Origin of the sequence: Paraglaciecola sp., assembly GCF_039964565.1 — a bacterium.
Taxonomy (GTDB): Bacteria; Pseudomonadota; Gammaproteobacteria; order Enterobacterales; family Alteromonadaceae; genus Paraglaciecola.
This window is the reverse complement of record NZ_JBDVXF010000021.1, coordinates 125,661-141,823: the sequence shown is the minus strand read 5'-3', so window position 1 is coordinate 141,823 and position 16,163 is coordinate 125,661. Positions and strand designations below refer to the sequence as shown.

Sequence of the window (16,163 nt, the reverse complement as noted above, 5' to 3'; positions counted from 1 at the left end):
TTGAAGAGATATCCTTTGCAACTCACCGCTATAGCTTTGAAATAACAGGGTCTTCGTTAGCGTCTTTTTGAGCTAATTGAGACTCAAATTCTTCTTCAAACCAACGTTTCAACATATTTTTCTCATATCGCAAAGGCTCATTTCGAAATGAACTGTTGCTGCGATCGAGAAACGACATGTCCTTAAGGTTGACTTCAGACTGTTGTATAACTTGCCCTGATTCATCTAATAACTGATAACTGAACTTCATTCTTGGAATATCAATATTCTTAATGACACGAACGTCAGAAGTACTATGCCCTAGACCTACAAATGACGCCGGAAAAACCTCACCGGCAAGATCAAGATCATTCACTGTCATTAGCAATTTACTGTTATCTGGCAATTCAGAAGCTAACTTATTCATATATTCATCGATGCGTTTAAACGTCGCTTCCCTAAATCTTTTGCGGGACTCATTACTGGGTCTGACGTCTCGGTACTTTTCTGGTTTCTCCCATTCAATTTCAACTTTCCCTTGGGCCATAACGTGACTCGACAACCCAATTGCCAAACCACAAACAATCAATCTGTTTAAAGTTTTCATAATAACTCCCCTAAGTTTAGGTACTTGTGAGTATCACCATAACACATGAATATAGTCTGAATAAAACGCCAAAAAGTTCCCTAAATGGGTAATCAGTTTCACCTTGAATAAACAATAAAAAAGGCCGGCTTACACCGGCCTTGACGACTTGGGTCAAGTCGTCAGCAAACACCAAAACAACACCCGTTAAACTAATTTAGTAGGGTCCAAAAATAGCAGCGTCCTCAGCCCAAGTTGTCTGCCAAACTTGATTTCCGTGGATGTAATAAACGTTGTCACCATGGATAACGCTTCTGTCATCCCACCCGCTAGAATAGGAGTCGCTCATTTTAGGGCTTACTACACTCCTCTGAATTAGCTCTGGCGTAGTTGCGGTTGTATCCACTTCAAGCAACAACAGGCTATTAGTGGGTGCCCAAATACGCGTTAATTCATCGCGACCTTGATTCCAGCTTTCTACAGGTAAAGCAAATTGGTAGCTCCCCCCAGTATTTAACACAGACAAGGCGCGATAGTCATATTCAACAGGCGTATAAGCACTGGCCTTAACGATACTGTTTACTTCGCGAGGATTACTAGGGTCTGTTACATCAAATAAACTGATCTTCATTCCTTCTTCAGATACCGGCTGTATAGTCACTTCACCATTTTCTGGGATATCAGTAACATTAACCTGCTGGCCTACTCCTAGTAGATAACCATTATCTAGTGGATGTAAATAACTGGAAAACCCGGGTATTTCCAATGCACCTAATACCTGCGGATTGTTTGGGTTCGCCAAATCAATAACGTAGAGCGGATCTATTCTTTCGAACGTCACTATGTAACCCCGGTCCCCCAAAAATCGTACCGCAAATATATCTTCGCCGGGTTTACCAATCGGTTCGGGAGAGGCATCGTTAGGAAGAGTCGCTACTACAGACAACTCATTGCCTTGCTGATTTAGGACTGATAATTTATGCTCCGGCTCCTCTTTAGAGTAATCCGTAGTCACAATACGTAGAAATTCATTTTGCTCACTTAAACGTAAGTTAGGTGCGCCATTCCAACCGATAATACCTTCAATTTTGCCCGTCGCTTGATAGGTCAAATTAGTGTCTAACGACACTTTATGCAATACAGTTTGATTATCCACAGTTGAACCTAGATACAAATTTGCTTCAGACATATACAACATGTTGGCTACCGAGCTAATACAACTCGACTGGATGTCATTAGGATCACTTAAATTAATTCTGCTAATAGTTAATAGTTTTGCATAGCCGTCTTTGTCAGTCGCTTGAGAGGGGATAACACAATCTTCTGGTAAATTAAGTGGCGTACCTTCATCATCATTTACATAGATTTTAGGCATCAATTCAGCGTCTGGCGTATCTAAAATCGTTAAGTAGTTTTCTAATAGCTCTTCTTCAGTAGTAGCATTTGCATCGAGCCCTTCAACGTAAGCGGTATAACTGGTAACTATGTACAATTCATCATCAATACGGCGACTTGACAACATAGTGCCATCAATCTTGATATTGCTTATTGTACTTGGGCTACTTGGTACAGAGGTGTCATAAATATCGAGCGTTAATTTTTGCTCACTTGGCAACCAGGGTTCTGGAGCGAAAGTGATAGTATCCATAGCGTAAAATCTGAAGTTGGTACTCAACACGGCCAATCGTTCGCTATGTTGATACATACCCTCTATATTTGCACCTTCATCTACTAGGGGTAATTCTGCGACTGAATTTAATGAAAAATCACTCTGCCTTTCTAATACTCTTACCTTTGATTGGTATATTTCTTCATCGTACCATTGTGGGTAAGCAGCTAAGTAGAGCATATTGCCATCGTATTCAATTCGGTCGGCTTCATCGACTCCAGATTCTTGGGTATTAGTAGTAGAGAAATCGCCATTGGCAGCGCTGGCACTATCTTGCGTCACAGAATATTCCGGAGCATTCACTCTATTACCGTTGGCGTAGTCAAACGCAGCAGAGTAAATACCATTTTTAATAAAACGACTCACAGGTACTTGACCTGCCTTTACCAAAGGACCATCAAAACTAGTTGCGGTATTAAGTTTCGGTGCCTCTGTGGGTCGTTCGATTACCGTTTCGTCAATTGTGTTGTCGTCTGAACAACCCGCTAAAACAAATACCCCCATTACAATGATTGCCAAGTTCAGCAAATCACCTAAGCTACTCTTTTTGGATACAAACATAGTCAAATACCTTTTTGTCTAAATGATGTAAGCTAGTGTAGTGAATCTAACAAACTATATATGGGTTAAATTGGATCTATTTGTGAATAATTGTAATCCGCCAACCAAGCGGCATGAAAACTCTGCTAGGCTACGCATATTATTGATGTGAGGATTCCGTTTTTGTACACCCTGTTGTCGTTTTTTCGTTTGCTAATTCTGTTATCTATGCTGGTCTCTGGCACAATATTAGCGTGCTCAGAAAATGAAACCTGCATCGAAGAAAGCAACTGGCACCTTGGTATAGCCGTCGGCATTGGAATTAAAACCAATCCGTTAGTGGACGGTGACGATATTCCTTTAGTTATATTACCTGACATCGCTTGGTACGGCGAAAATGCCTATTTTGATAACGGCGAGCTGGGATATCAATGGCTAAACCAACCTCAATTCGCGTTTGAAACCTTTCTGCAAGTTGACAGAGAAAGAGCTTTTTTTAGTTTCTTACACCCAGCAAATATTCTACTAACACCTACAGAAGGTTTTTCTCCTAGCTCACCTGACTCAATAGATATGGATTCGTCTGACGCCTCGGTATCACCGGGTATTCCAGGGCCCGAAGAGGGGGAAATCCAAAATAATCAACGCAGTTTGTCTATAGACGACATAGGAAATCGAAGTTGGGCCCTCAATGCAGGCATTCGAGGTCACTACTTTTCGTCTAATAGCGAATGGCAACTCACTTTTCAACAGGACGTTAGCAATGTGCATCAAGGCCAACAATTGGGGTTAGAATATAGCCGCAAGTGGCTATGGCATGATTTTAAATTAGGTTTGCGCTTAGGTACCGACTGGAAAAGCACCGATTTGCTTGATTATTATTATGGTGTTTCAGAGAAAGACACTAAACTCAGCGAATTTTATTTTGATGGGAAATCTGGATGGCAATCGTACTTGTCTTTCAATGCTCAGAAACCTATTGACGAAAATTGGTTATGGTTGGCAAACATTGGTTATCGGAAGTTACCCGAATCCTTAACAAATAGTCCTCTTATAGAACAGGATAATATTCGCAACATATTTCTAGGTGTAGCGTATCGATTTAAGTAAGCAATGGAATTGAGAACAATCGTAATAATTGCGGGTATTATTTTATGCAGAAATCTCTCTGCTCAAACGCCTGCATGGACTATTCAACCCAACATATGCGTTGCTCAGAGAGTGGGTGACGAGTGCCAGTTAACAATTAGTATTGAAACTCAAAACATGCCTTCCGAAAAACTTTGCCTTTACCTTGATGGAAAGTTATTAAACTGTTCTCAACGGGCATATTTCTATAATTCAACGTCAGTTTTGATTAAGAAAAATGCCTTAATTGAATTGAAAAACAAGGCCCAAGAAACGATTCTTTCTAAGAAGTTATTGATTAAATACCTTGAACCCCAAAAACGCAGGCGAGTCCGCCCACCATGGAGTCTTTTCTGATGAAACAGGTTATATTAGTCGAAGATGACGACAGGCTTAGTAGCCTTATTAGCCAATATCTAACGGAACACAACTTTGAAGTAAGGCGTTTAGCCAGTGGCGAGAATTTATTGCAGCTGGTGCAAACCTCTCCACCAGACATTTTAGTATTAGACGTGATGTTACCGGGTGAGAATGGATTTGCTTTATGTAACAAAGTTAGGCCTTATTACTCAGGTCCTTTGTTGTTTATGACCGCAAAAAACGATGACTTTGATCAAGTCTTTGGATTGGAAATTGGAGCTGACGACTACATTATAAAACCAGTCGAGCCAAGGGTGTTGTTGGCTCGGATCAATGCATTGTTGCGGCGCAATAAAGAGCCAAGTTTACCCGTAAACTCACATCAAAAACTACAATACGGACAGCTAACGATTGACCGCTCGACGCGCTCTGCATGTCTAAAAGGTGTAGATGTGCAACTCACTAGTCACGAATTTGATATGTTATGGAAATTGGCAGAAAGCCCATCAACCTTGGTTGATAGAACCACTTTGTATAGAGACGTCATTGGTCGTGAATATGACGGTCTAGATCGTAGTGCTGACGTGCGAATTTCGCGACTTCGAAAAAAGTTACAAGACAACACTCAGCACCCATATAAGATAAAAACTATCTGGGGCAAGGGATTCTTTTTTGTTGCAGATGCCTGGGACGATTAACCCTTTATGGCGCGCCTTTTTATTAGTTTGTATTTTTTTATAGCAATATCGTTAATAGGTCTTAGCGCTGGGCTGGAGCGTATATTCTTCACTCAAGCGGAAACATCCAACGCGCAACTACTAGGGCCTGTTTTTGCAGCGGCTAAACAACAAAATATCGATATGCCGGCCTTCGTTCAGAGTTTAGGTGGCCACCTCGAAATACGTGAACTAGGCGATATTGCTTGGTCAGACAATAATTTAGAAAAATTACGTAACGGTCAAGTCATCGCGCTAAGCGACACAAACGTTACCGAGCAGATATACATTCTCGACAATCAATCTCAGCTGTTAGAAATAACCTTACCTATTAGCACCGCCAACTCCGGTCAGTTTTTGCTATACAGTGTTTTGTTCTTTTTATTATTAGGTGGTGTCATTGCTTTTTGGATTTGGCCATTATGGCGAGACTTGTCAAGTCTAGAAAAAACGGTTTCAAACGTTAAGCCCGACGGCAGCATTGAGCAAAACCATATTAATAAGTCATCTCTGATTTATCCTATTGCAAAATCTCTCAACAACATGGGACATCAAATTACTCAATTAATGCAAGCGCAACGAGAACTTAGTGGCGCTGTTACCCATGAATTCCGAACGCCTCTGGCGCGATTAAAGTTTGCCCTTGCAATGAAACCTTCGGCCCAAAGCGACCCTTGGCGGGATATGCAAGAAGATGTAATTGAATTAGAAAACCTTGTACAAGAAATGTTGGACTACGCAAGCACAGACGCTCGCATTCCCGAAATGAATCTGGCTGAAATTCCAATCAAGCAACTGTGTCAACAATTGATGCATCGACTCAAAGAAAGCCACCTATCTAAATTAAACACTCGGGTATATGGTGATGACCCTCATGTATTGGCCGATGAACACTTTATTGAAAGAGCCATTGAAAATTTAGTCTTAAATGGCTCTCGTTATGCCACAAAAAACCTCGAGATCCATGTCATCAAACATAAAGATCGGATTCAGATATGCGTCGAAGATGACGGCATAGGTGTTTCTCAAAACATGCGTAAAAAGATTTTTTCCCCCTTTTTTCGACCTGATGAAAGCCGAGATAGGCAGCAAGGTGGCGCTGGTCTAGGTTTAGCCATTGTTAAAAGAATTGTAGATTGGCATCAAGGCGATTGCTACGTAACGGATGGCGATTTAGGTGGAGCGAAATTTATCGTCAGCTTACCCAACCCTTTTTATACCAAACCGTATTGATTAAACTTCGAGGATCCCTTTGCGACTAATTTCGCCGCAGACATACTGTAAATTTGAACCGTAAATGAAAGGGTTTTTATCGCGAGCTTGGCAATAATGTATATTGAAGTTATTCAATTCAGTTTTGGTGCTGGTGATTCTTTGTAAATATTTTTCTTGAGGTTCACTTAAGTTGTCCACGTTTTCAGAAATTTCGTTTCTAAACTTGGCCAACTGTTGGTTATCAATAGTCATAGATATGCCGTGCATCCATTCAGAGGTCGTTGATTGCACATCAGACAGCCAAAATTGCACAAATGCACTGCGCAAAATCATTATCAAAGCCAAAATTTCAAACGTCACTACGACAAAACGCAACATAGCTTGTCACTCAAAATATATACAACTGTTAGAAGACTGGTCATGCTACCCGAGAACGCGGCATTAAAATACACTCGTTAGTTATGAATTTTTATAACTACGAATAACGGCTAATGAATCAATAAAAAGCCTGACCGAGATCAAGCAAGGCGATTAACAAACTGGTATACTTGTAAAGTTATAGGAGTCTATAGGACTCTTTGTATTTTTGTTGTATTTGCCTTTTTGATATACCAAGGACCCCCAATGAGTGAGCGCATTCCTGTAAAAAACATCTCACCAGTGAAAGTACACCGCCCCGATAAATCTAAACATGACAATGACTATACGCCTCGAAGCAGAATATATGTTCGAGCGGTAACTGGAATGTTGGAAAATATTCGTCGATTTTTCGGGCTGTTTTTTTTGGGAAGTTTTGCCGTATTACCTTGGATTCAGTTTAATGGTTCACAAGCTGTATTGTTTGATATTGGCGCGCAGCGTTTTAATATATTTGGTTTAACACTTTGGCCACAAGATTTGACCTTACTCGCATGGATTTTGATAGTCGCAGCATTCGCACTGTTTTTTGTGACCACCTTTGCGGGTCGTGTTTGGTGCGGATTTATGTGCCCGCAAACAACTTGGACCTTCATTTTTATATGGTTTGAAGAAGCCATTGAAGGCAGTCGCAATAAACGCATGAAACTAGATCAAAGGAAAATGGATTTTGATAAGTTTTGGCGAAAGTCACTTAAACACTTTGCTTGGGTCACCATCGCTTTACTAACCTCATTAACTTTTGTGGGTTATTTCACTCCCATTGATCATTTGTTTGTAGAGTTTTTCACTTTCTCCAGCAGTTTTTGGATAGTATTTTGGGTGTTATTTTTTACGTTTTGCACTTATGGCAATGCTGGTTGGATGCGAGAAATCATGTGCACCCACATTTGCCCTTATGCCCGGTTTCAATCCGCCATGTTTGATAAAGACACCTACACTGTTGCTTATAACGCAACCCGCGGAGAAAAAAGAGGTCCAAGGGCCAGAAAAGTGAGCCGTGAAGGAAATCAACAAAAGGGTTTAGGTGACTGTATCGACTGTCATTTATGTGTACAGGTTTGTCCAACAGGTATCGATATACGGAACGGTTTACAATACGAATGCATAAATTGCGGAGCCTGCGTTGATGCATGTAATGGCGTGATGGAAAAGATGAATTACCCTAAGGGACTGATTAGCTTTACCTCAGAAACCGAACTAGCAGGCGGTAGCACAAAAATATTCAGACCCAAACTCATCGGTTACGCCATAGTATTGATATTAATGTCAGGGTTATTGATTTTCGAAATAGCCTCTAGAAAACCATTAGAAATCGACATTATAAAAGACAGAGTTCCTATGTACCGAGAGACAGGAAACGGACTAATTGAGAATGTGTTTACTATAAAAATTCTCAATAAATCACAACTCACTCAACGTTACCGCGTCTACGTTGATAATCTTGAGGGTCATACATTTATTGGTGAAAACGAAGCAACGGTTTCTGGAGGCGAGGTGTTTAATTTACCTTTCAGTATTGCTATCAATCCAAATAAATTAACCCAAGAGTCTACCGAGTTTAACTTTAGAGTTGAATCGGTGGACGATGAAAACAACCCAGTTAAGGTGCAAGAAATCAGCAAATTTTTGTATCCTGATTTGTGAGTACTTTTGATTTTTCAGGGCTCACGCCAGACCTGATATTAGACGCTATCGAATCACAAGGCATTCTTGTTGAGTCGGGACTACTAGCGCTCAACAGTTATGAAAATCGCGTTTATCAGTTTGTTGCACAAGACAACGAACGATATGTCGCCAAGTTTTATCGTCCGCAACGCTGGAGCGAAGCGCAGATTCAGGAGGAGCATGATTTTTCGATTGAGCTAGCGTCCCATGAAATTCCTGTTGTTGCACCGATGGTTATCAAAAATCGCAGCCTACAGCGTTATAACGACTACTACTTTGCATTATTTCCCTCTGTAGGTGGCAGACAGTTTGAAGTGGACAATTTAGATCAACTAGAGTGGATGGGGCGTTTTATAGGGCGCATTCATACGGTAGCCAAAAGTGCAAATTTTGTACATCGCCCTAGTATAAATACCGAAGAGTACTTAACAACCCCTCTACAAGAACTGCAAGATAGTCCATTAATTCCCTCTGGTTTACATCAAGCATTTTTCACGATCTTGCAGCAAGTTGTTGATTTAGCGCAGCCACTTTACAAAAATAAAAGTAATATTCGGCTACATGGCGATTGTCACCCAGGGAATATATTGTGGCGAGATGGTCCTACCTTTGTAGATCTAGATGATTGTAGAAGCGGACCAGCGATCCAAGACTTGTGGATGATGTTATCAGGGGATAGACACCAGCAATTTATTCAAATGGATACCTTAATAGAAGCCTATCAAGAGTTTTGTGACTTTGATGCTTCACAATTAGCATTAATCGAACCATTACGCGCCATGCGATTGGTCCACTACATGGCTTGGCTAGCAAAGCGATGGCAAGATCCAGCGTTTCCTCAAGCTTTTCCTTGGTTTGCTGATGGAAAATATTGGGAACAACAAATATTAGGACTAAAAGAACAGCTCTCTGCATTACAAGAACCCCCGCTAACGCTATAGTTTCTATTTCCTAACTACTATCTACTATAAAAATTCCTTTGTTCCTCTATTCCACATTTAATTCGTTGATCACGTGAACTTTAAAAGCCACATTGTTTTGTAGCTATTTATCTACTATTTTTACAAGGTACCTCAACGAGTTAGCAATTATATCGAGTTAGTTTTGGCCACAATATCACTCACTTTTTTGGGTAATTCAGGGGTATTTTAAAGATAGTGGTTGATGATGAAAGTATACATTTTACATATGTATGTATGATTTAACATACCAAAAAACGCTGTATTCTAACATTTATTAGCTCATAATACGCGCCACCAAATCAGCGGCACTACAACACAATTTGCATAAGCTCTTGTTTTTATAGGAATTTCATAAGATTTTATTAAAAAATCGTAATAGGTAAGATTTGGTTATTAGCATTAAAAGGCTATAAATATTGATACTTAACTAACCTTAACATAGGTAAATGATATGCACATAAAGTCTCCTTTAAAAACACTAATAGGCATCGCACTTAGCTGTTCTATTTCACTTTGCACTTTAGCTGAAGTAGTGGTGATCGTTCATCCCAGTAACGACTCAGCGCTGACCCAAAAGGACGTTCAAAGAATATTTCTCGGTAAAGAGAAAAAGTTCTCTAATGGCAATTCAATATTACCAATAAACCAACAACCTTCGTCAAGCGCCCGCGGCTCATTTGATACTGACACCCTAGGCCGTAGTTCAACTCAAATTGCGGCATACTGGTCGAAACTAGTTTTTACCGGCAAAGGTATACCACCAAAAGAATTGGACAACGATGCAGCAGTATTGGCGTTTGTTGCAGACAATCAAAATGCGATTGGTTATGTAGACAACGCATCCGTCTCTGATGCAGTTAAAGTCATTTCGTTGAACTAATTAGGAGCCATATTATGAAAAAATTACTCACTTTAGCGGTTTTGACCGCCAGTACATATGCAGTGCAAGCGGAAGTTCGCATTAACGGGTTTACCAATTTTTTAGGTGGAATCACCAGTTCAGACGAGTCTCTTTATGGATATGACGACAAAATTAGTTTCTCTGAAGAAAGCCTATTTGCCATTCAAATCAGTGGTGACATCAATGATAAAATGACGGCAACAGGCCAACTAGTTGCCCGTGGCGAAGACGACTACAAAGCAAAATTTGAATGGGCTTATTTAACCTACCAAGCAACGAGTAACTTAAATGTGTCTGCGGGTCGCTTTAGATTGCCTTTGTTTAGTTACTCTGCATCAAGTGAAGTGGGTTACTCCTACCATTGGGTTACTACTCCTCAAACTGTATATGATGTGTCCTTTAATAATATCGATGGTTTAAAACTTGATTACTCTAACTACTTCGGTGATTGGGAGTATGTACTAAGTTCATCTTTTGGCTCTTTTTCTGATGATACCGACGAGACTATTACTTCTGGGGATGACACAGTATTGGTGTCAGCAGAAGCAGTATACGATGCGCTTAAAATTCGTGCCGTTATTGGGCGAACTAATCTTAACGTAGATAGCCCCAGCGTTGACGCTTTTTTGGATCCTATGCGCGCTGCAGGTTTAAACTCACTTGCCGACTCACTAGACATTGAAGACGACAATGGGACTTTTAAAGGCTTGAGCATTCAATATGACAACTTTGATTGGTTTATCGGTGGAGAAATCACTGAAATTTCAGTTAAAGATTCTTTTGCAGCAGACGACGTAGCTTACTATCTGACCGCTGGCGTTCGTACAGGAAAATGGACACCATCTATCACATATGAAAAATTTGAGTCTGAAGCAAAAGTTAAATTTCAAGATCAAATTGATCAAATTGCTACATCTCAACTACCTGACTCGCTTAAGGAGACTTTTACTGGCCTTGCTATCGGTTCTCAATTAGCGCAAGAAGAGGACTTTAGTACCATAACTGCAGCTATTCGTTATGACTTAGATACAAACATTGCGCTAAAAGCAGATATCAGTAAACGAAGTGACGATGTGGATTCCATTTTCGACGCAACATTATTGCGCTTCGCTGTTAACTACGTTTTCTAAGAATAGTGAATGAACGAACCGCTTCTTATATGGAGCGGTTTTTCCATATAGCTAACTATTTTTTTAGTCCTCCCTTACAAAGTTCTATCGGATTTTGCTTATAGCTATGCTAATCTCCTTCTAGCTTAAAAAACGGTTACGGATGTTTATGAAAAAGATATTGTTGTTACTTAGTGTGATGTTATTACTGCCTCTTCAAGCCTGCGCACAAGAAAAATGGCGCGAAGGTACCCACTTCAAAGTAATAGCTGACCAAGCCACTGAAAAGAAAGAAGTATTAGAGTTCTTTTCGTTTTGGTGTCCCCACTGCTTTAACTTTGAACCTTTAGTCAAAACCATTAAAACCAAATTGGCCGACGACGTTAAATTCAAAAAAGTGCACGTTAATTTTATGGGCTTTACCAGCGCCGCTATACAAGACGATGCAACAAAGGCAATGATGGTCGCTAGAGAGTTAAAAAGAAGTGATGAGCTTAACGCGGCAATTTTTAAGTATATTCATGTATCACGTTCGCCAGTTTCAGGTATAAATGACTTAAAGAACATATTTATAGTGAATGGTGTGGAACCAAAAGACTTTGACAAAATGATGTCTAGTTTTGGGGTAAATAGTCGTTTAAAAATGAACAATAAGGCTATTCAAGAATACCGCAAACACGTCAGAAGTGTACCAACCTTTATTGTTAACGGTAAATATCAAGCCACTTTCACCCGTGATATGAATCAAGAAGAGATGATCGAGTTAATCGTATATTTATCAAATAAAAAATAAGCCGAGATTCGAAGAAATAATAAATTTATAAGCCAGTTGTGTCACAACTGGCTTTTTCGTTTTTAAGGCTCAAAAAAGTCCCATTTGTTGGCTAGTCATATCTTCAAACGACAAACCTATAAAGGGCAATATCCCTTCAGCTATAGGTTTAATCTGTTTTTCTACATACTGCTCATAATCTATTTGACTGTTTAAGTATTCGACGGGCTCTGGTCCGTTAACGGTAAGCACATAGGAGATCCAGCCCTTATGCTGGTACTTAAGGGGTTTGCCTAGGGCCATATTTTGTTGATCAGCCAATCGCGCCGCTTTCACATGAGGCGGCACATTTTTAACGTACTGATCTAACCGACGACGAATGCGTTTGCGATAAACCAGTTGTTCATCTAGCAGCCCCGCGCGAGTATCTTCGATGATTTGCAGCAAATATTCATGCACATTTTTGCCCGCAAATACCATTTGATATAACTTGAGTTGAAAGCCCTTTGCTAGGGCGGTCCAATCTGAGCGAACTGTCTCTAATCCCTTAAATACCAATTCATCGCCATCATTAGTTGTTTTTAGTCCTGCGTATCGTTTTTTACTACCGAGTTCAGAACCTCTAATAGTGGGCATTAAAAATTGGCTAAAATGGGTTTCGAATTCTATTTCGAGTTCGCATTCAAGTTGATGGTTTTCTTGAATGTAGTCTTGCCATTTATGGTTAATATCTGCCGCCAAGGATTGCCCCACTTGGTTGGCTTGTTCAGTCGAATATTCACCTTGCAGCCACACAAAAGTTGAGTCGGTATCGCCATAAATCACTTGATAACCTGCCGCTTCAATCCAGGTCGCGGTAGTTTGCATTATATCGTGGCCGCGCATAGTAATAGAGCTGGCTAATCGTGTATCGTAAAATGGGCAACCACCTGAGCCTAAGACACCGTAGAACGAATTCATTAAAATTTTTATGGCCTGACTGCGCGCCGCATCTTGGTTTCTTTTGGCTTCATCACGCTGTTTCCACAACGACGTGATAATGTCTGGCAAAAAGTGTTTGTCTCGGCTAAATTTAGCGCCGCGATAGCCCTCAATTGCGTCTTCAGGATCAACTAAGCCTTCAATTAATCCCAAAGGGTCAATTTTAAAAGTGCGCATTATAGACGGATACAAACTTTTAAAATCTAACACTAAAACGTTTTTATATAATCCAGGCTTAGAACTCATCACATAACCACCAGGGCTAGCCAAACCACCATCTTTGGGGCGATTAGGTGCAATGTAGCCTGCACGATGTAATTTGGGTAAGTACAAGTTGACAAACGCTGCCACCGAACCACCCATTCGATCTAATTCAAGACCGGTAAGTTGGCTACGTAGGGTTAGAAAATCTAAGACCTTAGTGTGTTCAAATATATCTAGCACTAATTGGCAATCTTGCAGATTATATTCAGCTAACTTAACTTTATTGTGCTTAAAATTTTGCTCAATCTCAGCAAGCCTGTCATCAACGTCTTCGGTCTTTTTTCCTTTTTTGAGTAGTGTTTGCGCAACATTTTCGAGACTAAAACTATCAAACTGGTAAGTGGCGGTTTTTAATGCATCAATGCCATCTACAATGATCCTGCCGGGCATAGAAGCAAAACCTTGATTCACCTCATTTCTAGCATCTCTCCATAACAGCGGCTGACTATTGCGTCCCAATAATAGTTTTACTCGGTGCAAAGCCGCGCGTTTAATTAACAGCCGAAAATCAAAATTCACCACATTCCAGCCAATAATGACATCCGGATCGATTTGTGAAACCAGTAACACAAATTGCTGCAACAACGCCCTTTCATCCTCTACCCAGTGGATCCATTCTGGTGCCTGCTGTGATTCGCCAATCATTAGCACACACTTGAAGTTGTCATTGGCTAAACCAACAGAAAACAACTCACCCTTTGCACTGCATTCGAGATCTATGGATAACAACTTAAATTGAGGAACATATTGACTGGGTTTACATTGAATATCTGCAAGGCGGGTTACTTGAGCAGCGTCTTGTTTGCCAGTAAAAAACGCACTCCCATATACAAAACGTTCCATTAAATAACGCTCTGTTAATCGTATGTCATCCTCAAAACAACTAATCTGATGTTGTTGCAGTAACGCCCTAGCTTTAAACAATAAACTGTTCTTATCAAAGTACAGGGCTCCCACAGCTTGATGAGCGAAGGTTTTTAGCTGTAAAGGTTTGTAGCTATGTTCAATACCACTTTTCTTCAGAAGATTAGATATTTGCGCTTGGTCTTTCTGTTCAATAAAAAACAACGCTTGTTGCGCAGTGGATATGCCCTGCATTGCTCCATTTTCAGTAATAAACCAAAATTCAATAAAGCTCTTGCCATGACGCTCTATAGTGCGAGCAGTAAGAATAAATCCCTCTATGGAGACGTTCATAAATCGAGGTTCTAAAAATTCAATTGACCGCAAGGTAAGGGTAATGCCACAAGAAATCAAGCTAAGGCATAGTATTGGTCAACAATAAGATTGTGATCCAAAACATATCAACCCTATTGATTTAGTTCAGTGCCAACCCTTGAAGATTTAATTGAGTTGTTAATTGTTCTAACTAGCCTGGATAGATTCATTGAGCTAACTTGAGGCGTTGTGTTCTTGTTTGTAAAATTCAAAACTCCACCGCAAGCGGATGGATATCTGCTCAGCTACAGTTGATAAAATACGTAAACGCAGATGCCTCCCATCAATGCTAGTGATACTGGAGCCAGCATGACATAAAACCCGCTTTTTATTAGGATTTTATTTTCTGAAACGGCTAAATCGATGTTGTCATTTACCTTATAAAAAGGCGTAAGGATATTAATATCACAGACGTATTCATTTGAGCCAGAATATGGATTCTGAAAACGCAACTTCAGTACTTTTGTTCTACTAGAGCGAGTTTCGGTGCTTTTATTGCGGTACACTTTTGCAAAAACAACGGCTTTGACAGTTTTTGAGGCCCTAATAAATCTCACTCTAGAAACCAATAGCGAGAGCGAGCCGATTAGAAAGAAAATACCAACAACTAAACAATAAAATTTCATAATTTAAAATAGTACGGTGGTTTAAGATCAGCATTTTGAAATAAGTTTCTGAGCCAGCTCGCCATATCATTCATGGTAAATGACACTGCTCCTTGTTCACTTTTACCAAAACCTGCTCGGTTGTACAAACAAATACTGAATTCGCTTTTCAAACGTTTTATGTTTTCTATGCATACTACGTCTGAACCCGAACCACAGAAACCTTGCTCTAGTGTTAGTTGTGGTTTGTCATTTTCATAACACACTAGATATAACTTAAACCTATCAAATACCCCTGACTTTGTGAGTGGTAACGCTTGCTCTGGACCCAGCACAATAAAACTAATAACAACTGAAATGATCCATATGATTAACTTCATTTATGCTCCATTCTATCGATGAGGTGTAATACCACAATATGCCCAGAAAAAAACAGGTGCAAATTGAATTTGGAATAAATGGCTAGTCATGTTGTTACTGTTGAATAGGTAGGTTGTGTGCTTTTAAAAAACTTAACTTGCCCCAAGGATTCGCTGTAATCTGAGAAGCGCCAAAAGCTATAAACTCACTTTTGACGCCATAGTCCTTCATTATTTTGCTTTACCAAACATCGTTTTTGTCACCAAACCTAATAATCCAACCTGTTAGGTAAGCGGATAAAAAGCAAAGTGGGGTCGACATTATGTCAGGTTTTAAAAACCATGAACCAAATGCAAGCGTTAACAATACAAATTCAATAATTTGCACATGACGCCTTGAATTAACCCCAAACATATTTGCTTTGAACCACCAAGGTAAATTTTTCCACTTCTCAGCTTCTTTATCTATCACGGTAATCTCCTCTGTTAATTTAGAAATATTGACTTCAAATACAGAGGCAAGGCATTTTAATGTTTCAATACTCGCTTTTTGACCACTCTCAACTCGCTGGATTGTGCGAACATTTAAACCCGAATATTCAGCAAGTTGTTCTTGAGACCAATCGTTTTTAACTCTAAGCTTTTTTATAATCATAATAATTCCTCATCACTCTGTGAGGCCATACTCAATTAAACAGCGCCCTGTCGGCAACG

At 39.9% G+C, this 16,163-nt stretch carries 15 protein-coding genes; 8 read left to right on the top strand and 7 right to left on the bottom strand.

All coding sequences use genetic code 11. The features are described 5' to 3' along the window. Window positions 1-28: 28 nt before the first annotated feature. Window positions 29-586, bottom strand: coding sequence for a DUF3016 domain-containing protein (locus tag ABJK37_RS09050; RefSeq protein WP_348352259.1), 558 nt, complete (start codon window positions 584-586; stop codon window positions 29-31). Between the two features lie 196 nt (window positions 587-782). Then, window positions 783-2,795, bottom strand: coding sequence for a beta-propeller domain-containing protein (locus ABJK37_RS09045; protein WP_348352257.1), 2,013 nt, complete (start codon window positions 2,793-2,795; stop codon window positions 783-785). Window positions 2,796-2,957: 162 nt separating this feature from the next. Between ABJK37_RS09045 and ABJK37_RS09040 the strand changes: the two genes are divergently transcribed. The 3 genes from ABJK37_RS09040 to ABJK37_RS09030 all read left to right on the top strand — a co-directional run bounded on the left by ABJK37_RS09040 (window position 2,958) and on the right by ABJK37_RS09030 (window position 6,211). Then, on the top strand, window positions 2,958-3,884 hold the full coding sequence (locus ABJK37_RS09040) for a MipA/OmpV family protein (protein WP_348352255.1): 927 nt from the start codon (window positions 2,958-2,960) through the stop codon (window positions 3,882-3,884). Between the two features lie 374 nt (window positions 3,885-4,258). Further along, a complete protein-coding gene (locus ABJK37_RS09035) occupies window positions 4,259-4,960 on the top strand; it encodes a response regulator (RefSeq protein ID WP_348352253.1) in 702 nt (233 codons plus the stop codon). A gap of 6 nt (window positions 4,961-4,966) precedes the next feature. Then, entirely contained in the window at window positions 4,967-6,211 is a 1,245-nt protein-coding gene (locus ABJK37_RS09030; RefSeq protein ID WP_348352251.1) for an ATP-binding protein, read from the top strand. Here ABJK37_RS09030 and ABJK37_RS09025 read toward each other — a convergent pair whose 3' ends face one another. Beyond that, window positions 6,212-6,571 (bottom strand): hypothetical protein, encoded by a 360-nt coding sequence (locus ABJK37_RS09025; RefSeq protein ID WP_348352249.1) that lies wholly within the window; start codon window positions 6,569-6,571, stop codon window positions 6,212-6,214. It lies immediately after the preceding gene. 246 nt (window positions 6,572-6,817) lie between these two features. Between ABJK37_RS09025 and ccoG the strand changes: the two genes are divergently transcribed. From ccoG to ABJK37_RS09000, 5 genes are all read left to right on the top strand, one after another. After that, entirely contained in the window at window positions 6,818-8,257 is a 1,440-nt protein-coding gene (gene ccoG / locus ABJK37_RS09020; protein ID WP_348352247.1) for a cytochrome c oxidase accessory protein CcoG, read from the top strand. Beyond that, window positions 8,254-9,219, top strand: a complete 966-nt coding sequence (locus tag ABJK37_RS09015) for a serine/threonine protein kinase (protein WP_348352245.1) — start codon at window positions 8,254-8,256, stop codon at window positions 9,217-9,219. The genes ccoG and ABJK37_RS09015 overlap by 4 nt, the downstream gene beginning before the upstream one ends. Window positions 9,220-9,691: 472 nt before the next feature. Then, on the top strand, window positions 9,692-10,120 hold the full coding sequence (locus tag ABJK37_RS09010) for a phosphate ABC transporter substrate-binding protein (protein ID WP_348352243.1): 429 nt from the start codon (window positions 9,692-9,694) through the stop codon (window positions 10,118-10,120). 14 nt (window positions 10,121-10,134) lie between these two features. Then, complete coding sequence (locus ABJK37_RS09005; RefSeq protein ID WP_348352241.1) at window positions 10,135-11,271, top strand: porin; 1,137 nt, start codon at window positions 10,135-10,137, stop codon at window positions 11,269-11,271. Window positions 11,272-11,419: 148 nt separating this feature from the next. Next, complete coding sequence (locus tag ABJK37_RS09000; protein WP_348352239.1) at window positions 11,420-12,043, top strand: thiol:disulfide interchange protein DsbA/DsbL; 624 nt, start codon at window positions 11,420-11,422, stop codon at window positions 12,041-12,043. A gap of 69 nt (window positions 12,044-12,112) precedes the next feature. Here the strand turns inward: ABJK37_RS09000 and ABJK37_RS08995 are convergent, their stop codons facing one another. From ABJK37_RS08995 to ABJK37_RS08980, 4 genes are all read right to left on the bottom strand, one after another. Continuing rightward, window positions 12,113-14,464: a DNA polymerase II gene (locus ABJK37_RS08995; protein WP_348352237.1), complete on the bottom strand. Its 2,352-nt coding sequence runs from the start codon at window positions 14,462-14,464 to the stop codon at window positions 12,113-12,115. A gap of 266 nt (window positions 14,465-14,730) precedes the next feature. Beyond that, window positions 14,731-15,042 carry a hypothetical protein gene (locus tag ABJK37_RS08990; protein ID WP_348352235.1) on the bottom strand — a complete coding sequence of 104 codons (312 nt, stop codon included), beginning with the start codon at window positions 15,040-15,042 and terminating at the stop codon, window positions 14,731-14,733. Between the two features lie 65 nt (window positions 15,043-15,107). After that, a complete protein-coding gene (locus tag ABJK37_RS08985; RefSeq protein WP_348352233.1) occupies window positions 15,108-15,470 on the bottom strand; it encodes a hypothetical protein in 363 nt (120 codons plus the stop codon). A gap of 220 nt (window positions 15,471-15,690) precedes the next feature. Further along, the gene (locus ABJK37_RS08980) at window positions 15,691-16,104 is read right to left on the bottom strand and encodes a helix-turn-helix transcriptional regulator (protein WP_348352231.1); all 414 of its coding nucleotides are present in this window, start codon (window positions 16,102-16,104) and stop codon (window positions 15,691-15,693) included. Window positions 16,105-16,163 lie beyond the last annotated feature (59 nt).